The sequence below is a fragment of the Pararhodonellum marinum genome (assembly GCF_015354735.1).
Taxonomy (GTDB): Bacteria; Bacteroidota; Bacteroidia; order Cytophagales; family Cyclobacteriaceae; genus Pararhodonellum; species Pararhodonellum marinum.
This window is the reverse complement of the sequence record NZ_JACEFJ010000002.1, coordinates 426,936-446,834: the sequence shown is the minus strand read 5'-3', so window position 1 is coordinate 446,834 and position 19,899 is coordinate 426,936. Positions and strand designations below refer to the sequence as shown.

Genomic DNA, 19,899 nt, shown 5'->3' with positions numbered 1-19,899 from the left:
TGTTGCCATTTGATCAAGAATGTTGGCCCTGTGGTATTTTAAAGAAAAATAATTACCCGCTTTGATAAAAGTAGGCATAAAGCCTTTCCTTTATCAGCGGATAATCATTTAAGGGTTAGTGAAATTTATAAAAGCAAAAATTAAAACAGGTGTTATCTAGCTCCTATAGTTGACTTTAGTTTCTCTTCAATCTTGCTCAAATTAAAGGAACCGGGACTCTGTGATGGCGGGTAGTCCACCATTGTTTGCAAGAACCTTGCAGCCAAACCTTGTATAGGCACTACGACAAAAGGACGATCCAAAAACCAGTCATCATAGGTATTGGAATTGTGCTGGGCTTTTTCGAAAGGGTCTCTCCTTAAGTTAAAAAGCAAGGGCACTCTTAATTCTGTAAATGGTTCGCGCCATACTCCAAATCCCTCGCCGCGGTTTTCTAGGAATACTACCTTCCAATCATTATATCGGGCAGCAACTATTTCTCCATCATCATTTACGTACCAAAATTCGTTTCGAGGAGATTGGTCTACTTTACCTATCAGATAATCCAGTTGATTGTATCCGTCTATGTAGTTTTTGTAAGTTCTACCGATGGCTTTATATCCATTCTTGATTTTTTCAGCAACATTTTCATCTCCGCCTGCTGCGGCAAAGGTTGGTAACCAATCCTCATGAGATACAATGCCATTGTAAGTAACATCTGCAGGTATTTTGCCGGGCCATCTTATAAAGGTTGGAACACGATATGCTCCTTCCCAATTCGAATTCTTTTCAGACCTGTACGGTGTAGTTCCTGCATCAGGCCAGGTATTATAGTGCGGTCCGTTATCAGTGGAATACATCACAATGGTATTGTCAGCTATTCCTAGTTCGTCGAGTAGGTTGATAAGCTCACCAACATGCAAATCATGTTCCACCATGCCATCACCGTAATCATCCTGGCCGCTAATTCCACGATGTTCTTCCTTAACATGCGTTCTGAAATGCATACGTGTGCCATTCCACCAAGTAAAGAAAGGTTTACCCTCAGCAACTTGTTTTTTTATAAATTCTTTTGCAGCCGCAACAGTCTCATCATCTATGGTTTCCATTCGTTTTTTAGTCAATGGACCTGTGTCTGTGATTCTTTGACCACCCTTACCATCAGCCCATGAGTGAATCACACCCCGTGGGCCAAATTGCTCCAGAAACGTCTTACCGTTTTTTAATACCATGTCTCTTGGGTAATCTCGGTTTTCCGGCTCCTCTTCGGCGTTTAGGTGGTATAAATTGCCAAGAAACTCATCCCAGCCATGATTTGTAGGAAGGTGTTCATCTAAATCACCTTGATGATTTTTACCAAACTGTCCGGTGCTGTAGCCCAAACTTTTCATCACAGCCGCTATTGTTATGTCTGTGGTTTGCCATCCTTCTTTAGCACCAGGTAATCCTACCTTTGTCATTCCCGTCCTAACAGGTACATTTCCTCCAAGGAAGGCGGCCCTTCCAGCTGTGCAACTTTGTTGGGCATAATAGTCGGTAAATGATGCACCTTCTTTAGCTATCCTGTCAATATTGGGGGTCCTATAGCCCATCATTCCCCTATTGTTGTGACTGATGTTCCAAGTGCCAATGTCATCACCCCAAATCACTAGTATATTTGGTTTTTTATTTTGGGGAAAACCGATGCTCGAAAACATCAGCATGAATAAAATTAAAAGGACATTTTTTTTCATAGGTTCATAATTAGATTTTCGATTATTGTTATTTATTAACTTCTATTACCTCTTCTTTAATCATCTGCTTTACAACTACCTCAGCAAAATCATACGCATCTTTTTGCATTTGTGTAGGATTAGTGGTTTTGGACTGTGCAGACCATATCAAATTCTGATCTTTTGAATCATATAAATTTATTTCAGCATAAAAATTCTTCTCCGTATCATAGTAGCCAGGAGAATACATCATAGGGCCATACATAGAATAATAGCCACCAAACCTAACATATCCACCTCCATACATCATGGGATTGTAATAACTTGTCCCAGGCACATATCGTGTTTCATTTGTCTGATCAATTATTGCAATTGTCATTATTGCATCATGACCGCTTTGGTAAATCTTTTCTGCCAAGAAACTCTTTCTTTCTTCAATGCTTAGTTCAGCAGGAACCTTAACATTTAATGAACTGCTCGCATAAATACCTTTCTCTTCCAAGATTTTGTCAACGTCTTCCTCTATGGTCTGCTTCAAAATGAAATCATCACCAATCAGGGCATACACAAAAATATTTTTGTATTTGTCACTATTAGGATCATGGCTTTTCCATGAACCGATAATTTTAGAAGAAGAAGTACAGCCGAAATGAAATAAAATAATACTTGCTAATAGTATTGTAAATTGTTTTTTCATGAGATGAATTGAATGAAGACGTAATCATGATTTGAGGGGACAAACCTACTCATTACTTTACTTTCAAAGACTTCATCAATAAGGAATTATGTTAAAATTGAACCAAATTTGGCTCATTGCTTTATCAAACTTCCCCTAATTTTATTTGTGTTTTTAATATCTAAGATGCTTTCCCTGCGAGACAATCCCTCCCTTCAGGAATAGAAAACATAATTTGATTCCATTCTTGGTTTTTGAAAATTCTTGGCGTAACCGTTTACTATTTCATCATCATAACTCAATTTAAAATTGATTATGATCACCTGTCTGCTGAATGTTCCAAAAATCAATCGAAGGGTTATTGGAATTTTTCAAAAAGGCCTAAGGGATACATTTTGAGAGGGTTTTCAAGGCAATAGCATGCCCGCCTGTCAGGCAGGTATCCAAAAATATCAAATATCCATTTATATCTTTATTTGTAAAAAAAATGGGATCAAACATTCTCAATCCCATGAAGGCTGAAAGCCATATTTATTCACCTTTATTTCTTGAACATCAATTCCCCAGGATCATAATCAACGGGCTCTAGGCTTGTCAGATATAGATATAGTGCCTCCAGGTCCTCATCAGTCATTCTTGAAAATGGTCCCCAGTGCATGGGGGATATATCAATCAACCTCCCCTTCCGAAATCTTTCCTTCCATTCTTCGACCGTTTTGAATTGGGCCAATGAACTGTTGGGGTGTGGGGTAATATTTGGGGTGCGCATCCATATATCCGGATCCTGACCTACCATCAGATGAAATTCCGGAAAGGGTTCAAATTCCATCCCACCGCCATACTCAGGCCCGATTGCTTCAAAAGTCATCAAATCCCTGTTGGTATGGCATCCCACACAGTTGGCCACATATCGGGAAAGGTATTCCCCCCTTTCTATGCTTGCTTCCATGGGAGGGGCAACCGGATAAGGTTTAGGGTTTTCAATCGGTTTGAATGAAGAAGCTATTACCCGGACTGCTTTTCCCATAAAGGTCCATTCGTTCTTTTGGACTTCATTCTTGACTGGATCCAAACTTTTCAAATAGGAGACTACGGCAATCAGGTCCTCATCAGCCATATCCCAAAAAGGCATCAATACAGATAGAGTAGCTTTTCCGTCGGGCTTCACCGCATGACGCATCATCCTAAAGATTTCTCCATCAGAATATCTGCCAATTCCAGTGGTGGGGTCAGGGGTCAAATTCTTGGTATACAAAGTCCCGATAGGACCCAAAGGAAATTGAACACCACCTTTAAGGGGAATATTTTCTCCGGCATCCGCGGCCAACATTTCTGCTATGGTAGCCACATGGCAATTGGAACAATGGGCAGGACCGTGAACCAGATATTTTCCCCTCTCTATCACCTCCGGATCGGTGCTTACCTGAAGATCCGGATTGGGAATATCATAGGTTTTATTCCAATTCAGTTGGACATAAACTACAAAACCTCCTATGACTACCAATAGAAGGATAAGAATTCCGAAAATGATTTTCTTTAACATGGTGCTGAGTAGGTTGGTGGTTTGACATGGGGTTTTTAAAACAAATTATTTAGAAGTAATTTATACATTAATTTGTAAAATCAAAATTTAATATGCTTTTTATTTATTATTTAAGAATAATATTCCTATATAAACTCATTATACTTTACATTATTTTAAATTTTCTTAATCCAATAAAATTCATATTTATCCTTTTTTTTCATACTTTTTACTCTATCAATCTCACGGTAACGGTAACCTCACCTGAAGCAAGGTTGGCCAAGTCACAGATGGTAGTATTTCAAGTATTTGAAACCTCTAGTTTTTCAATACGATTCGAAAACGGGCTTTACCAGATTCCAAATGATCTAGGGCTTCATTGACTTGGGACATGGGAAATTCTTCCGTAATCGGATAAATGTCATGTCTTACACAGAATTCAAGCATGGTTCGGGTCAAGGCCGGACTTCCCAAAGGACTGCCTGCGACAGACTTTTCTCCCATAATTAGAGAAAATGCAGGTATAGCCAAAGGTTCTAAAACCGCACCCACATTGTGAAACTTTCCTTTAGGAGCTAAAACTGACAAATACGAATTCCAATCTAAAGTCACATTGGTCGTATTCAGGATGAAACTCAAACTTCCGGCGATTTTGGATAGCTCTTCCGGATTTGTGGAATCCACAACTTTAGTCGCTCCCATTTCCAGAATGGACTTCTTTTTATCAGGGTTGGAGCTAAAAGCGATGACTTCACAGCCCCATTTGTTTAGGAATTTGAGTGCCATATGGCCAAGGCCTCCGATACCAATGACGCCCACTTTGTCGGTCGCTTTGACTCCGGCGAGAATAATAGGATTGAAAACAGTAATACCCCCACAGAGCAAAGGACCGGCTTTGTCAAGATCGATACCCTCAGGCAGCGGAATTGCCCATGACCAATGGCTACGGACAAAGTCTGCAAATCCACCATGTCTCCCTCCAATAGTGAATTCAGCATTAGTGCATAGATGGTGGGCTCCATCCATACACTCATGGCAGGACATGCAGGATCCCGAGAACCAACCCAAACCGACCTTATCCCCAATTTTTACATTTTTGACGGCATTGCCTGCTGCGATAACCTCCCCAATGATCTCATGGCCAGGCACTATGGGATAAGCCGTCATTCCCCAATCATTGTGCATCATACTAAGGTCTGAATGGCAGATTCCACAGTTGATCACCCGGATATCTACTTGTTCAGGACCTAATTCTCCCATTTCATAAGAAAAGGACTTTAATTTTTCATGCGGTCCATTGGCTGCAAAAGCTGATACTTTCATATTTTATTTCGAGTTAAATTGTGGTTAAATGTTTTATCTATTGGAAATCAAACTTTAAGTAATGGATAAAAACCTATCTCGTACTTTTCTTTATTTCTGATTCCATTGAAGAATTATCTCAGTAACAAAAAGGGGAATGACCCAGGAAACCCAAATCATGGTCGGACCTCTTTCTATAAAGTTTCCCATTTCCACAAAAAGTGGAGTGCTGTTCAGCCATCGGAAAAGCACGAAGGCAAAAGTGACTACGTAGCTTCTGACCATCCATTCCTTGTGTAATTGTATTCGCCTCAACAGGATAAATCTGAATGCCATGCCTGTGGTGGATATCCATGCCAATGCCAATACAATTAATGACAGCGTCCAGGTCCAATGAATGGCTAAGCCGGTAGTCAACGCTAGGTTTATTGAACTGACGGTCCCAATAAAGATTGCAGTCAGGTAAGTCAAGCCCATCGCTCTATGGACTTTGATATATTTGTTTCTAAAAGCAGCCCAAAACTGAAAAGGACCAATCGTTAAAGCAATCAGGCCACCTGAAATATGACCGATCAGAGGCCATTTCATGATCCAAAACCTGCCATATACTTCCTCATCAAACCCGAAATAAGGCAGTGCATCATTGATGACGAACTTGCCGGCAAAGATGATTAGAAAAGCCCAAGTCAGGAGCAGGAGCCAAGTTTTGGGTTTGTTGAGGACAAAGGGGAGGGTTTTGGCCATAGCACTTTAAAGGAGGTTTAGAGGTTGTTTCCTGATGGTTAAGCATGCTCTCCAGCTAGGGGTCAGATAAGCTTAACTAATTCATGGCCTCACTTAATTTTTTGGTATCCACATACTGTTGAAAAGCAACCACTTTCCCTTCTTTCAGTGTCCACAAGTGTGCGACTTGGGCATCATAACGCTTTCCATTCTTGAATTTGGCATCATAGCGCAAGGTGGCCAACACTTTATCGTTGAACATCTCATGTAGCTCGATATCCTTCAAATTAAAGTATTCATGCTCTTCACCTATTCGGGCAAAAACGCCATTCAATACAGCCTCCGGTCCTTTGTAGGGATTGCCATCTGCATAAGGATTCCCTTCCGCTTCATTCCAAACGATATTTGAATCCATCATTCCGAGAACCGCCGGAATATCACCTTTACTAAAAGCTTGGTATAGTCCTTCTAATACCGCGCTGTTAACACTTGCTTTTTGAAGCTCATCATCTAGGGTTTTCATAATTAATTATTTTAGGGTGTATTGATCTATTGTTTATGTACTTCCAATTCAATCTCAATCAAAAATTCGGGCAAGGCCAAACCCTTGACCTCCAGCCAGGAACCAGTCGGAAACTGCTTCGTATAGATGGAATTTCGATATTCGGCATGTTCCAAAAAAGCCGGCATATCTGTGGTAAAGACATTCTCCACCACCACATCTTCAAAAGTGCAGCCATAATGTTTTAGCACCTTTTCCAGATCAGAATAACAATTTTTCATCTGTTGGAGGAAATCGCCCACTGCCGTCGGACCACCTTCATCGTCCATGCTTACGGCACCGGATACTTTGATGCTGCTACCAATCCTGACAGCATGGGAATATCCGTAGGCTTTTTCGACCTCGGGTCTCAAGCAGAAATACTCTGGCTTTTTTGATTTCATAAGAATCTTTTATTTGAATAGTTTATTTATAATTTTTAAAAAAATTACTGGATGTAATGATCTGAATTTCAGCTAGAAATCAAGATAAAAGTTACCTTTTCAATTGTTGAATTCAAACCCATCAAGGACGAAGCAGCACATATTGTGTCCCAATGCATGGAAATATTTTCCTAAATAAAAAAATGATCAATTCGTAACCCTTCTCTGCTCCTCTTGGGAGCCTACTTTTCTGACCCTCGTCCCTTTAATTTTGTTATTTCCAAACTTATAGGTGTAGGTAGCCATGAAAACTCTTTTTTCAAATTTATACCTTCCGGAAAATTCTATATCAGTCCCCTCAAATGATTGCCACCTCAATTGACTGGTTTCGAACATGTCGTTGCAGGATACCCTTAATACCCCGGCTCTTTCAAAGTCTTTTTGGATTCCAAGATTCACGAAGCCTCTTGAAAGCCATTTGAAATAGCCATTTATGGTAGGCGAATTATAATTTCCCATCAATTCGACGGTATATTTTTTAGGAAGAGTGAAAGTATTGGTAAGTACCACTTGAATACCTTTCTGATCTACTTCATAAACCTCCCCTCCAAGTTCGGATTTGACTTTTTGATAATTTGCCGTGAAATTATTTTGGAATTCCCACCAAGAGTTTATCGCCAAAGGGAAGGCAACCATCATGGAAACCGTCTCTCTTTGGTCGATATTTTCCGTCCTAAGAAATACTGTGTTGGTCTCCTCATCTAAGATAGGTTGGAATTGTGCAATTACATTTTTGTCTTTGCTGTGCTGCACTGAGAATACCATACTTTTATAGGAATAATCTGCTTTGATGGTATTTGTGTAGGTAGGCAGGATGTTCTCATTTCCGGCAAAGAAGGTAAAAGGATCAGCAAAAAGCACAAAAGGCGCCATCTCATTGAAAGTAGGACGGGTAATCCTGCGACCATAGGATAATTGGATCAGGTTATCGGGATTGATTTTTCTGGAAATAAATACCGTTGGAAAGAAATCCCCGTAATGCCTATCAACGATTTTTTCACCTGATGTAGAAATCAATTTGGTTTTGGTGTTCTCGTACCTTATACCTGCATTCAATGTGGTTTTGTCATCAAACTCAATTTTGGCTGAGGAAAAAGCTGCTAAGATATTTTCACGAAGAACCCCGTCACTGCTGAAGTTGGGATTAAAGATCCAATCTGAATCAAGATTTTCTTCGAAAATTACTGTATTATTGAATTTTGAAAAAGTAGCACGAAGTCCTGATTCAACACCTACTGATTTCCCTATTTTCATAGAATGATTGAGATCTGTCACCCAAAGGTCAATGGGTGTATCCTTGCTAATCCTGAATTCCTTTGAACCGATCAAATCATGGGATTCATTATAATTCATGATGCTATACCAGGTTGGATTGGAATTTTTATAAGTTAGGTAATCTACATTGGTACTGATGACCTGCCCGTTTTGGAAAGTATGCTGTAGATTGATATTGCCCATGATATGACTCCATATATTAATTTCTTCAGAAGACATCAAGGAAAGGGTATCTGGAGAGATGGAATTTACAGATTTGGTTACATTTGGCAAAGTTCTATTTATACGGTTATTATACCCACTGACCAAACCACTGAGGATGGTATTGTTGTTTAATTTGTAGTCAAACCCTGCCTGGTAATTGAAGGACTTTCTGGTATTAAATCCATTGGTGAAGGCGTCAATCCCAATATCTTCAAATCCGTTGTTATTGCTTCTTAAGGATTCCCAAATTGTTTCCCGTTCTAAATAATTTGCAGAAAAAATTCCAAACCAACTAAGTTTTGGGCCTTGATGATTGATGTTGAAGCTCATATTGCCGTTATAGCCTGATGCGTAGCCTTGTCCGACAGTCAGGGTACCGTTGGTGCCTACCATAGCATTGTCCTTTTTCATCACGACATTGATAAATCCGGCATCACCGTCAGCATCATAATTAGAAGGTGGCACTGTAATGATCTCAATCTTTTCAACTTCACTGGAATTCAGTCCATCCAGCATTTGATAGGCAGCTTCGATAGGCATTCTGAACCTGTGTCCATTCATCAATACTACAATACCGTTTTTTCCTAAAATCGATATGGAATTACTCTGCCTGTTGACCATAACACCGGGAGACCTATCCAGTACATCGATGACCGACAATCCGGCAGCTGAAATACTGTTGGCCACATTGACTACCATTTTTCCCTGTTCCAACTCAAAAAATGGTCTGGTAGCAACCACCGTCACTTCTTCCAAATTTTGTTCTGCTTCTATCAATGTGATAGGAGCTAAATTATTTTTTTCTGTCCCCAAAAAACCGAACACAGGTGAATAAGTTTTGGCATATCCCAACATGAATACTTCAACATAGTATTTCCCTTTTGGTATTTCTGTGAAAACAAAGTATCCTGATTCATCGGAAATAACACCTTTCACCATTGAGGAATCAGGTATATTCCAAAGCAATACATTTGCAAAAGATACCTCTTCAGATTGGGAATCATAGATTTTTCCCTGAATTACTCCCTGTGAAAAAGCTGGAATACCACATATAGATAGAAGAATTAACCCTATCAAAGCCTTCATATATGTTTGTTTTTAAATTAAAAAAAAGGGGATGTGAATATTTGATATTCAGGAATTGTTCTGAATCCGCCAGAAATCCGTTAGTTCAATTCACTTTATTAGATGAAATTCACATAATTTAATTAATAATTGATTCAATATCAAGCCTTTACAAATTGACAGGTCAAAGAAATTTAATCTGGCAATTTTTTGATGGTACAGGTTTCAATTAACTTACATCCCCTTTGATTCCAAAGACTTTATGCTTTTTACAATTTTACTTCCATAGACATGGTTATGGGCTCCATTACCGTATGGGTATCTTTGATATGCTGGATATCCGGATCATTGATAATTGCCCCTAATTTGTCGATATCATCGGTATCGACTACCAACAAAATGGATTTGGGATCATCAGCATCCTGAAAGGTTCTGAATCCACTGGAAGCTGGGGCGAATAACCTTACCCGATCTTCGTGGCCTTTTAGCCAAGCACCGATATCACCTACTTTGTGACGAAATACATAAGTTGCCATTGTTTTTTGGTTTTAAATTTTGCCTACTCTAGGTGGTTTTCGGCTTCCCCATTCTGAATTGGTTTAATCTCTATTCCATGCGATGAATGGTATTTTTAGAATACAATCAATTGTTGGAGTGGACGACCAATGCAGGATCTTTCTTTCTAAAAGGAGCGGATTTCAGGTAACTCAATCTTCTCCAAAGCCATTCCACAGGTCCAAAATGGAAGTAATAGAGCCAGATTGGACTCACAACCAACTGAAAAACCCAGATTGATATGACCACATATAAAAGCTCAAACCGCTGCAGCTTCCCAAAAAGGCCAAATCCGACTCCCGTGAAAACGAACATACAAATTACAGAATGCATCAGGTAATTGGTCAGGGCCATTTTACCAACTGCTGCAAGAGCATTTTTCAACCAACCAAGTATTGGGGTCTTGCCAAACAACATGATCAAGCCAACATGCCCCATCGCTACAAAAAATCTCCCCCAATAGTAGGACACTTTAGTCTGACTGAAAGAGAGCGTCGAGAAGTGAGCCTCCAAAATCAGCTGCATTTCATAATAGTTGATTGCAATCCCAATAGGATAACCAATACCCACCATAAGCCAATAAAGGGATGCCGGTTTTTCTCCTGAAAGCAATCCCCATTTAAAAAGGGCTATTCCGATCAACATCATACTCAAAATATCCCAAAGGTCTCCCCTGTAGGGATCGGTGACATTAAAATCATACATGATGGGTCCAAGGTGTTTCACCACTGAAAAATACCCTTTCTGCATTTCTTCTATAAACTTTCCTGTAGCTTCGGGGGAGTTCCCCGCCTCTCTTTTTTCCCAGGATTCTTTTGCTTCCTTCAATTCCTTGGATGGATCTTGGCCAGCTGCAATGGCTACCTCCGCCAGCTGCACTTTGCCAAACCATTCTTTATCTTTTTGATAATCATAGTAATTCCAACCGGTTCCAATGCAGAAAAGCAAAAGTCCTGTGAGGACCAAATTCTTTGGGACCATTCGCCGGAAAGAATAGACCAAAAATCCCATCAGGGCATAATTGTAAAGAATCTCTCCAACCCACAACAGTAAATATCCATGAATCAATCCGAAAATCAACAGCCAGGTAATCCTGCGGAAATAGATGTCTGCAGCATTGATACCAGCGCCTTTTTTCACCAATCTGTCCAAAAAAATAAACATGCCCACTCCGAAAAGCAGGGAAAAAAGTGCGCGCATCGTCCCTTCAAATAGCAGGTTGGTCATCATCCAGGTGTAAAGGTTCAATCCTGTATCGCCCCCTAAAATGGTGGGGTCATTGTAGCCAAAAGCCAGTCCAAACCCATTGATATTCATCAATAAAATGCCACACAATACAATACCTCTCATGACATCCAAGGAGGTAATTCGGTCTGCGGCAGTTATAGGAGTGAGGCTGGAAAGCTGTGCTTGATTGTTCATGGTGTAAGGTCTGTAATGTAAAAAAGCTGGGCTTCTGCAATGGAATAGATTCCAATCACTTCCACCCAACCTATCGTCAACTAAACTATTTTTAATTATTGATGGCTATTTTTCAGGGTTCCAATAGACATAGATAAAAGTATGGTATCACTTAGTCGGTCTGCTGAGGTCTTTGTCCAATTTGTAAATATAGATCCATGAGTTTTCGAGGGATGAGCGGAAAGCAGCCTGAAGTTCATCCCTTTTTTCTTTTCCAGCGTTTTTTTCGACTGTATCCCATACCCCTTCTTGTTGGATGTCCATTGCAGCATAATCGGTATAAGGCATCACATGGTGATAGTTGGGGCTTTCTGGATCAGAAGTCAGCCATTGATACCAATAGCCAAGGGGTTCGATATTGGCACTTTTTCTTATGGCCAATACCTCCTTGACGGTTTCCATCATTTTATGCCCGTTTTGGGGATTTAATTTATAAAAAGCTACCCTGATAATATCACCTGAAAGTGGGGCTGTAATACTAGATTCAGGTTGAAACCGGCTGATGTGATTGGAGCCGCTTTCGATATGGGGATTGATCAAGGTTCTGACAAGGTCTTGGCAATTTTTTCCTGCTTCATCAGCTTTGTCCATTTCTGCCCAATTTACCATATTTGAAGCCAGTGTAAATACATTGCCCGGTCCCTGCTGTCTTTGCCATAACCTCCAGGTCCAATCTCCGTTGTTTTCAAGGTAACAGGCTTTCCAAGCTTTTACACCTTCTCTAAATTGCATTTCATGTCCCGGTTTGACGGTAAATTCTGACACCGACAACAATGGCCCCAGCTGTTCTGTTTGCGCTGTCAAGGATGACATAACGGTCCAGTTTATGGCTAGACCCATCATTGCGATCACTAAATATTTAAATCGTGCTTTCATAAGAATTTTTTCTTTAAAGTAGTCTATGTATTGTTTGAGGAAATTTCAAGAACCTAGGAGGAAAAAGCTAAGGAGGTAGGACGAACAGATGAAAATATTGTCCCAAAGGAGCTTTTTACTTTTCGAGCGTTATTTTTTAAAATGCAAATAATTGATTTTCAACGGCTTTTTATTCTATATTTATTCTATGAAAACGCCTTTTCTGCTCATTCTTTTTTTCCTTCATTTCGGAGTTCATGCCCAGTTCCAGCAACGGAATGGGCAGTTTGAGTATTTGAGGATTTTTGAGGAAACAGATGATTTCGGGAAAGAATATCTAGACGATCTTGAACAAACGCTCAACAAAATAAATGATGACACCCTACGGTTCAGGATAATCAATGATTTGGGTTACCATTACCATACTAGAAATTTACAGCGTGCTTTGGAAATCATTGAAAAGGGTCTGGAGGAGACAAGGGCTGCGGAAAATAAATTATGGGAAGGCAGGATGCAGGTCTCCCAGGGGGCCATTTTGCTGAGAATGGAAGATCTGGATTATGCCGAACTTGTACTTAGAAGCGCCTTGGAAAAAATTCCTGAAGCCGAAACCTGGCTCCTTTTGACAAATTTAGGCTATGTGTATGAACGTAGAGGCGATTTAGGAGAAGCTTTTGAATTTGCAACTAGAACGCTCAGGCTGGGAGAAAAATATCAGGATAAAAAAGCCATGGCCATGGCCTATTCTGATATGAGCAACCTTTTTTGGAAACAAGGGAAGTTCGAAAAAGGAGTGGAATACGGATTAAAATCTATTGCCCTATTTGAAGAAAGGGGATTGTATGATCTGGATTTCGATTTTACTTTGCATGTGTTGGGCAATAATCTGGTGGAGGTCCACAAATATGACGAGGCCCTTACCTATTTTCAGAGATCTGCTAAAATCGGAGAAAGATATGGGTTTTATAACAATCTCAGTGACACCTATATTGCTCTTGCTGAATTACATACCCAGATTGGTGATTTTGAAGAAGCTGAAATTTCAGGACAAAAAGCCCTCAATTATGCAGAATTATTGGAAAATGATTTTATGGTCGTCCGTTCTTTGCTTTCACTGGGGAAATTAAAAAACCAAGCAGAGGATTATGACTCGGGGATAGCTTACTTGGAGAAAAGCATCCAAATTGCCACTGCGGACTTTGGAGACATGTATTATTTGGGACTGATCTATCTTGAATTGAGCAAGGCTTTTGAAGGAAAAAACCAAATCAACGAGTCTTTAGCCGCTTACAAAAAATATCATGAACTGAACCAACTCGTTTTCAACGCAGACGCCGACCAAAGAATTGCCCAATTGCAGACCGAAATGGAAGTGAGTCAAAAAGAAAGCACCATTTTCTTACAAGAAGCAAGATTGAAAGCCCAGGAAATATTGCAGGTATCTACGCTTATTTTAACGGGTTTCATGCTCATTTTCTTAGCTATTTTATACCGGTTTTTTATCCGTAAAAAGAAATATAGTTTGATACTTGAAAAACAGAACAAAGAAAAAGAGTTTTTACTAAAGGAAATTCACCATAGGGTAAAAAACAACCTGCAGACCATCTCCAGTCTACTTTCATTGCAGACGGATCAAATTGAAGACCCTGAGCTTCGTAGCATCATGCTGGAAAGTCAAAACCGGGTACAGAGCATGGGTATCATACACCAAAACTTGTATCAAGGAGAAAATTTATCAGCCATAGAGATGAAGCAGTACTTTCAGAATCTCGGCAGATACATCATTGATTCATTTGATGCCGCCGAAAGGATTACATTGGATTGTGATATGGGACATTTGGAACTTGATGTCGACAGGGCTATCCCGATTGGATTGATAGTCAATGAACTGATTACAAATTCTCTGAAATATGCTTTTCCTGAACATCGAAAAGGCATCATTAGGATTAACCTGACCGAGACCAATTCACATTTGCTTTTAAAAATAGCCGATAACGGAATCGGTATTGCAAAGGATGCCGATATAAAAGGGACAGGATTTGGTACTCAGTTGATCAAATTATTGACCTGTCAATTGGATGGTAAGATGACATTGGTGACCCATAAGGGTACAGAAGTGTCTTTTGAATTTCACCTTAACAAAGCAGCATGAGTGATAAAATTAGCATCTTGATCGTCGAAGATGATATGATCATCGCCGCCAATATTTCCTTGCAACTTTCCAATCTCGGATATGATGTGACCGGGATTGAGTCGCGGGGTGAGGATGCCATCAACCATGCCAAAGAAAATCACCCGGATATTATTCTGATGGACATCAATCTTAAAGGGAAAATTGACGGAATTGAGACTGCAAAATCCATTCAAAAATTTTTCGATATTCCTTTGATTTACCTTACAGCAAACACAGATGAAGCTTCCTTTCAAAAAGCAAAAGAAACCCATCCCTATGCTTTTATTTCAAAACCTTTCAATAAACTGAACTTGGAAAGAACAATCGCTCTTGTCGTGGATAAAATAAAGGAAGAGAACAAAAACCCAAAAAACAGTATTTCAGTGGTGGAAACCTTAGAAGACAGAATTTTTATCCGCAACCAAAATAAGCTCATCAAAGTGATGCTGGATGAAATATTATATATTGAGGCTGAAAGAAATTACTGTAATATCATTACTACAAACCAAAATTTTATGATCGTCAGTCCATTAACTTCTTTTTGTGAGAAAATGGTGAGTAAAGATTTTTTAAGGGTGCACAGGTCTTTCGTAGTAAATATCAAAAAACTGGATGCAGTGGGTGATGCTCATTTGGAAATAAAAAGAAAGGTCATTCCCGTCAGTAAGCTTTACAGGGAAAATTTGATGATGGCTTTAAGGAAAGTGTAATGCGTTAAGGTTACCATGCCAAAGTTACTGCTGCTTCCGTTTTTTGAGCTCGGATTTAATCTGACCAACCCGTAACGCATTGATAAATAAAATTGCTCCTAACATCAAAATAGATATTACTCCCCCGAGGTGGGTATTGGTCCATTCCCTTTTGCTGATTACATACAGTAAATAAACCAAATAAATCAATATCAGAATACCAATGATCCACATGATGGCACTCAATGTTTTTCTTTGGGCATTTAATTCCTCTTCGCTGTTTTCATGAAGCTGTTTCTTTTTCATATTAAGGATTAAAATCAATCGGTGTATTTGGCTAAGAGGATACCCTATCCGAGTACATTCCTTTACCTTAAAATGGAAAAAAGTGAAGGGAAATCAGAAGACTCCCAACACTTTTCTAATTTAACAAAAACCCAAATGATCAATCTATAAAACCAATATTATGTTAAAACTATGCATTCAATTTCAAGAAAATGCAGGAATTGGCTGTCCTTTACCTTCCTGTATGAGTGGAGCGATTGAGAAAATTTTTCGATAATTAAGAAAAAACTGATTTAATGACTCTTTTTAAAAGATAGAACTGTTTAATTTGAGTCATGCATAGATATTTTTACCTCTTTCTTTTCCTAATACTGATCTCTTCCTGTACCGGAAGCAAAAAGGTCCTGGACACCAGCATACATCCCCCCAAAAAAGAGTTCCGAGGGGTATGGATTGCCACAGTGGTTAACATAGATTGGCCATTGTCTGGTGAAGATCCATTTGAGAAACAGCAAAATGACTTTTTACATCTACTGGACCATTATCAATCCCTCCATTTTAATGCGGTTTTTGTTCAAGTGAGAACAACGGGAGATGCATTTTATCCTTCACGCTATGCCCCTTGGTCCAAATACCTTACGGGCAAACAGGGAAAGGCTCCTGACAGCACGGTTAATCCCCTCACTTGGATGATAGAAGAAGCCCATAAAAGGGGTTTGGAATTTCATGCCTGGCTGAATCCCTACCGAGCAACCTTTGACTTAAAAACAGAAAAGCTCAGTCCCATGCATGATTTCTACCTGCATCCGGATTGGATGATCAAGTACGGACCCAAATATTACTACAACCCCGGCCTACCAGAAGTAAAGGCCCATTTGTTGAACATCATTGCAGAACTGATCGAAGAATATGACTTGGATGGCATTCACTTCGATGATTATTTCTATCCTTACAAGATCCAAGGGGAAAATTTCAAGGATTTCGAAACATATGCACTGTATGCTGCTGATGGCCAAAGCATCGATGATTGGAGGAGACAAAACGTCAATGCGCTCATCAGCGATATCCATCGGCTGATAAAAACAAACAAGCCTCATGTACAATTCGGAATAAGTCCTTTTGGGGTTTGGAGAAATGCCTCAGTGGATCCAAGGGGATCTGATACCCGGGCGGGACAGACAAACTATGATGACCTGTATGCGGATCCCATTGCCTGGATGCAGAATGGTTGGATTGATTACCTGATTCCACAGCTTTATTGGAGTCTGGACCATCCGCTGGCCTCGTATAGGAAGTTGGTAAAGTGGTGGTCTGAAAATGCCTACAATACACCTATTTTTATTGGAAATGGACCCTACAAGGTCCGCTCTGATGCCGATACGGCATGGCACAATGTGGAAGAAATTCCAAAGCAAATCGACCTTGCCAGAAATACAGACCATATCAATGGAAATGTTTTTTTCAGTGCCAAGTCTTTATTGGGAACAAACCAAGACCTTGCAAACCTGATCAAAGAAAAGTCCTATGCCTACCCTGCCTTATGGCCGGAATATCCAGGGTCAGCAACCAACCTTGCACCCTTACCCGAGATTCGAACCATGTACAAACTTGAAGATAAAATTGAAATACATTTTATGTCACCCTTTCCAGAATCCTATAAGTCATTGGTCGTGTATATGTACCCTCAGAAAAGAGGCCTTAACATCATGGATCCAAGCCAAATCCAGCAAATTCTTCTATTGCCAAATAGCGCTAACATTCAAAAAATACAGATTCCGTACACAGGAAATGTTTACCTGACCATCACCGCCCAAAACCAGAAGGGCAAGGAATTCAAATTGAGGGATTTCCGTATCAAAGGCCGACAACCCAAATTGATTTATATGAAGTGATCCCTTAGGTTTCTAGCCCCAGCATGAAGAACCGAACGCCAATGTTTAAGTCCTTTTGATGGAAATACCTTTCAATCAAAACTCTACAATAATCCCTACAGTAGGGAGTATGGTACCAGCCGGATTATCCACCAACCTGAGCAAAATCCTGGATGGGTCGTCAGGATTTACCTGAAGATTTCCTGCCTCATCCCTGGTGGCTACCAATAGCGGAGGCTGCTCAGCCTTGAAGTTGTAGGCATTCTGAATGTCAACATACCAGTTGAGATTCCACTTGTTGAAAAAATACTTTTTGTCCAACCTAAGATCCAATTGGTGAAAACTACTCAACCGGAGTGCATTGATCTGGTTGAAATCCAATATGCCCTGGCCTCTCACTTCCCAGTTGGATATGAGACTTGAAGCCTCCACATCAAATGGAGTATAAGGTGTGCCTCCCAAAAACCTCCATCTGGCACCCAACTCCCAATTTTTGCCAAATCTTTTGCCAGCAGTCAAGCTGACGATAAATCGGTTGTCCCAAGATGAAGGCACAAATCCCTCTGTGTTGGGATTGGTGAATTCACTCCTGACCCAAGTCAGTGCCACGATGCCATAATAATTTTTGAAAAGTCTCTGCTGAGCCAAAAACTCCAAACCATAAGCTTTTCCTTGGGCGTCAGAATTGACAGGCTCATTGCCAATAACGCCAAAATCTGCTCCTAAATTAGCCAAAGCTATTCCGTTTCTGATAGAGGAGGGGTAATAGTCATAGGTTTTATAGAAACCCTCCAAGGTAAACCTTCTGTTTTGGGCAGGCACCTGCCATTCCAATCCGGTGATGAGGTGATTGGACTGAATAAATCGAACGTCATTTTCCTGATTGACCAAATCTCCCTCATTGTTTCGAAAGCCAAGAACCGTATAGGGGGGCTTTTGGTAATATATGCCCGCGTTGGCCGTCCAAAACAGATTGGGCTTCAATTGATAAGAGGCCGAGAACCTTGGACTGATCTGATTGAGTGGATTGCTTGCAGTATTGCCAAAGTCACTTCCATCCACCCTGACCCCACCTGTCAAAAGCAGGCGATCATTGAAGAATTCCTTGCTTCCAGATACGAAGGCCCCATAGGTATTGAAAAAGGCTTTGGAAGTAAAATTAATGACTTGCTCAGTCTCAGAAAGGCTTGCCCTGTCAAAATTATTGATGAAGTACCTGGAAAATTCATAATTAACGCCAAACTTGAGGGTATACCCCTTGCCGAAAATGCTGTTTTCAGCTCTGAACTTATTTTCACTTTCTTGGGACAAATAATCGAATAGGAGGTTTTCAGGATTACTGTCATCATTGCCAGCATATTTGAAAGAACGGTTGTTGAGCATGTTTCTACTCAACACGAATGTCCAAAACCCGTTTTGTCTAAATCTTTTCAGCTTGATTCCAGTGGCATAATTCCACTGGGTGGAAATAGGCAGGTTATCCAACAAAAACAGGCGGTTTTCCCTTTCTTCCTCCGTCTCGTTTCTGGGTACATCAAAATTCAACACAAAATCATCTATCGCTCCCACCCCCAAAATGGTCAATTCGGTTTTGTCATTGATTTTGGTCTTGGTCTTGAATTGGAAATCATTGAATGTTGGCAAAAAGGGTAACCCGATCAACCTGAACAGGCCTTGAAGATAGGATCTTCTTGCAGAAAGGATATAGGTGGTGTTTTCACCTAAAGGTCCTTCATTTGAAAGGGTGAACTCGCTTGCTCCCACGGTCATTTGTGTGAACATTCCGTCCTTTCGTCCATCCCTAAGTTCAAACTCAAAGAAAGAACTCAGGGCATTCATGCGGTTAGCTGGAAAACCTCCACTGATCACATCGACATTTTGGATCAAATTGACGTTCAAAATTCCCACAGGACCTCCTGAAGAACCCTGTGTAGCAAAATGGTTGATGACCGGAACCTCTATTTCATCTATGAAAAACTTATTCTCATTGGGAGCCCCTCCCCGGATGATGATGTCATTTCGGAAACTTGCGGTACTGGCTACACCGGGAAGAGATTGAATCACCCGGCTGATGTCCCTGTTTCCTCCGGGATATCTCTCGATTTCGTTGGCATTCAACTTCCGAACAGATATGGGAGTCTCCTCTGACCTTGAGAATTCAGAACTTACCACCACTTCACCAAGATCAGTGGCATCTTCCTGTAATTCAAAATTAAGTTGCAAAGGTCTGGCAAGAGAAAGCTGTACTTCAAATATGGTTCTGGACTTAAAACCTACGAATGAGGCCCGGACATTGTACAAGCCCGGAGGCACATCCTCCAAAACATAACGACCGCTTTCATCCGTGACGGTGCCATAGTCAGTATTCAATACCACGACATTGGCAAAAGGTATCGGCTCGTTGTTTACAGGATTGAAAACCCTACCAGTAATTTTGCCCCCCTGGCCGAAAGCAAAAATGTAAATGAATGAAAAAATTAGCGTAATAAAGATTCGTTTCATGGGTGATAAATGTTCGTAGTTCTTATAATTAAAAAATGAAGGAAAAGTTCTCAAATAATAGGTGTT

At 40.3% G+C, this 19,899-nt stretch carries 16 protein-coding genes; 3 read left to right on the top strand and 13 right to left on the bottom strand.

Annotated elements, in window-relative coordinates:
• Positions 1 to 152 precede the first annotated feature (152 nt).
• The 11 genes from H1A14_RS05770 to H1A14_RS05720 form a co-directional block, all read right to left on the bottom strand.
• On the bottom strand, positions 153 to 1,712 hold the full coding sequence (locus H1A14_RS05770; protein WP_194775267.1) for an arylsulfatase: 1,560 nt from the start codon (positions 1,710 to 1,712) through the stop codon (positions 153 to 155).
• Between the two features lie 28 nt (positions 1,713 to 1,740).
• Entirely contained in the window at positions 1,741 to 2,388 is a 648-nt protein-coding gene (locus H1A14_RS05765; protein ID WP_194775266.1) for a hypothetical protein, read from the bottom strand.
• Between the two features lie 520 nt (positions 2,389 to 2,908).
• The gene (locus H1A14_RS05760; RefSeq protein ID WP_194775265.1) at positions 2,909 to 3,910 is read right to left on the bottom strand and encodes a cytochrome c; all 1,002 of its coding nucleotides are present in this window, start codon (positions 3,908 to 3,910) and stop codon (positions 2,909 to 2,911) included.
• A gap of 297 nt (positions 3,911 to 4,207) precedes the next feature.
• Positions 4,208 to 5,212 carry an NADPH-dependent aldehyde reductase Ahr gene (gene ahr / locus H1A14_RS05755; protein ID WP_194775264.1) on the bottom strand — a complete coding sequence of 335 codons (1,005 nt, stop codon included), beginning with the start codon at positions 5,210 to 5,212 and terminating at the stop codon, positions 4,208 to 4,210.
• A 90-nt stretch (positions 5,213 to 5,302) separates the two neighbouring features.
• Positions 5,303 to 5,935 carry a DUF2306 domain-containing protein gene (locus H1A14_RS05750; protein WP_194775263.1) on the bottom strand — a complete coding sequence of 211 codons (633 nt, stop codon included), beginning with the start codon at positions 5,933 to 5,935 and terminating at the stop codon, positions 5,303 to 5,305.
• A 76-nt stretch (positions 5,936 to 6,011) separates the two neighbouring features.
• Positions 6,012 to 6,437 (bottom strand): nuclear transport factor 2 family protein, encoded by a 426-nt coding sequence (locus H1A14_RS05745; RefSeq protein WP_194775262.1) that lies wholly within the window; start codon positions 6,435 to 6,437, stop codon positions 6,012 to 6,014.
• Positions 6,438 to 6,463: 26 nt separating this feature from the next.
• Positions 6,464 to 6,859 carry a RidA family protein gene (locus H1A14_RS05740; RefSeq protein ID WP_194775261.1) on the bottom strand — a complete coding sequence of 132 codons (396 nt, stop codon included), beginning with the start codon at positions 6,857 to 6,859 and terminating at the stop codon, positions 6,464 to 6,466.
• A gap of 186 nt (positions 6,860 to 7,045) precedes the next feature.
• Positions 7,046 to 9,463 carry a TonB-dependent receptor family protein gene (locus H1A14_RS05735; RefSeq protein WP_194775260.1) on the bottom strand — a complete coding sequence of 806 codons (2,418 nt, stop codon included), beginning with the start codon at positions 9,461 to 9,463 and terminating at the stop codon, positions 7,046 to 7,048.
• A gap of 248 nt (positions 9,464 to 9,711) precedes the next feature.
• Entirely contained in the window at positions 9,712 to 9,978 is a 267-nt protein-coding gene (locus H1A14_RS05730) for a hypothetical protein (protein ID WP_194775259.1), read from the bottom strand.
• Positions 9,979 to 10,084: 106 nt separating this feature from the next.
• The gene (locus H1A14_RS05725; protein ID WP_228527596.1) at positions 10,085 to 11,419 is read right to left on the bottom strand and encodes a DUF418 domain-containing protein; all 1,335 of its coding nucleotides are present in this window, start codon (positions 11,417 to 11,419) and stop codon (positions 10,085 to 10,087) included.
• Positions 11,420 to 11,566: 147 nt separating this feature from the next.
• Complete coding sequence (locus H1A14_RS05720; RefSeq protein WP_194775258.1) at positions 11,567 to 12,271, bottom strand: hypothetical protein; 705 nt, start codon at positions 12,269 to 12,271, stop codon at positions 11,567 to 11,569.
• Positions 12,272 to 12,521: 250 nt separating this feature from the next.
• On the opposite strand from H1A14_RS05720, the gene H1A14_RS05715 reads away from it, so the two are divergent.
• Positions 12,522 to 14,465, top strand: coding sequence for a tetratricopeptide repeat-containing sensor histidine kinase (locus tag H1A14_RS05715; RefSeq protein ID WP_194775257.1), 1,944 nt, complete (start codon positions 12,522 to 12,524; stop codon positions 14,463 to 14,465).
• The gene (locus H1A14_RS05710) at positions 14,462 to 15,196 is read left to right on the top strand and encodes a response regulator (RefSeq protein WP_194775256.1); all 735 of its coding nucleotides are present in this window, start codon (positions 14,462 to 14,464) and stop codon (positions 15,194 to 15,196) included. The genes H1A14_RS05715 and H1A14_RS05710 overlap by 4 nt, the downstream gene beginning before the upstream one ends.
• A gap of 24 nt (positions 15,197 to 15,220) precedes the next feature.
• On the opposite strand, the gene H1A14_RS05705 is transcribed toward H1A14_RS05710, so the two are convergent.
• The gene (locus H1A14_RS05705) at positions 15,221 to 15,481 is read right to left on the bottom strand and encodes a hypothetical protein (protein ID WP_194775255.1); all 261 of its coding nucleotides are present in this window, start codon (positions 15,479 to 15,481) and stop codon (positions 15,221 to 15,223) included.
• A gap of 314 nt (positions 15,482 to 15,795) precedes the next feature.
• Here H1A14_RS05705 and H1A14_RS05700 point away from each other — a divergent pair, with 314 nt between their 5' ends.
• On the top strand, positions 15,796 to 17,352 hold the full coding sequence (locus tag H1A14_RS05700) for a glycoside hydrolase family 10 protein (protein WP_194775254.1): 1,557 nt from the start codon (positions 15,796 to 15,798) through the stop codon (positions 17,350 to 17,352).
• A gap of 75 nt (positions 17,353 to 17,427) precedes the next feature.
• Here H1A14_RS05700 and H1A14_RS05695 read toward each other — a convergent pair whose 3' ends face one another.
• Complete coding sequence (locus tag H1A14_RS05695) at positions 17,428 to 19,833, bottom strand: TonB-dependent receptor (protein ID WP_194775253.1); 2,406 nt, start codon at positions 19,831 to 19,833, stop codon at positions 17,428 to 17,430.
• Positions 19,834 to 19,899: the final 66 nt, after the last annotated feature.

What these genes read in the sequence shown, in the direction of transcription:
- H1A14_RS05770 (WP_194775267.1), bottom strand. Translation starts at nt 1,712, where the DNA reads ATGAAAAAAAATGTCCTTTTAATTTTATTCATGCTGATGTTTTCGAGC.
- H1A14_RS05765 (WP_194775266.1), bottom strand. Translation starts at nt 2,388, where the DNA reads ATGAAAAAACAATTTACAATACTATTAGCAAGTATTATTTTATTTCAT.
- H1A14_RS05760 (WP_194775265.1), bottom strand. Translation starts at nt 3,910, where the DNA reads ATGTTAAAGAAAATCATTTTCGGAATTCTTATCCTTCTATTGGTAGTC.
- ahr (WP_194775264.1), bottom strand. Translation starts at nt 5,212, where the DNA reads ATGAAAGTATCAGCTTTTGCAGCCAATGGACCGCATGAAAAATTAAAG.
- H1A14_RS05750 (WP_194775263.1), bottom strand. Translation starts at nt 5,935, where the DNA reads ATGGCCAAAACCCTCCCCTTTGTCCTCAACAAACCCAAAACTTGGCTC.
- H1A14_RS05745 (WP_194775262.1), bottom strand. Translation starts at nt 6,437, where the DNA reads ATGAAAACCCTAGATGATGAGCTTCAAAAAGCAAGTGTTAACAGCGCG.
- H1A14_RS05740 (WP_194775261.1), bottom strand. Translation starts at nt 6,859, where the DNA reads ATGAAATCAAAAAAGCCAGAGTATTTCTGCTTGAGACCCGAGGTCGAA.
- H1A14_RS05735 (WP_194775260.1), bottom strand. Translation starts at nt 9,463, where the DNA reads ATGAAGGCTTTGATAGGGTTAATTCTTCTATCTATATGTGGTATTCCA.
- H1A14_RS05730 (WP_194775259.1), bottom strand. Translation starts at nt 9,978, where the DNA reads ATGGCAACTTATGTATTTCGTCACAAAGTAGGTGATATCGGTGCTTGG.
- H1A14_RS05725 (WP_228527596.1), bottom strand. Translation starts at nt 11,419, where the DNA reads ATGAACAATCAAGCACAGCTTTCCAGCCTCACTCCTATAACTGCCGCA.
- H1A14_RS05720 (WP_194775258.1), bottom strand. Translation starts at nt 12,271, where the DNA reads ATGTCATCCTTGACAGCGCAAACAGAACAGCTGGGGCCATTGTTGTCG.
- H1A14_RS05715 (WP_194775257.1), top strand. Translation starts at nt 12,522, where the DNA reads ATGAAAACGCCTTTTCTGCTCATTCTTTTTTTCCTTCATTTCGGAGTT.
- H1A14_RS05710 (WP_194775256.1), top strand. Translation starts at nt 14,462, where the DNA reads ATGAGTGATAAAATTAGCATCTTGATCGTCGAAGATGATATGATCATC.
- H1A14_RS05705 (WP_194775255.1), bottom strand. Translation starts at nt 15,481, where the DNA reads ATGAAAAAGAAACAGCTTCATGAAAACAGCGAAGAGGAATTAAATGCC.
- H1A14_RS05700 (WP_194775254.1), top strand. Translation starts at nt 15,796, where the DNA reads ATGCATAGATATTTTTACCTCTTTCTTTTCCTAATACTGATCTCTTCC.
- H1A14_RS05695 (WP_194775253.1), bottom strand. Translation starts at nt 19,833, where the DNA reads ATGAAACGAATCTTTATTACGCTAATTTTTTCATTCATTTACATTTTT.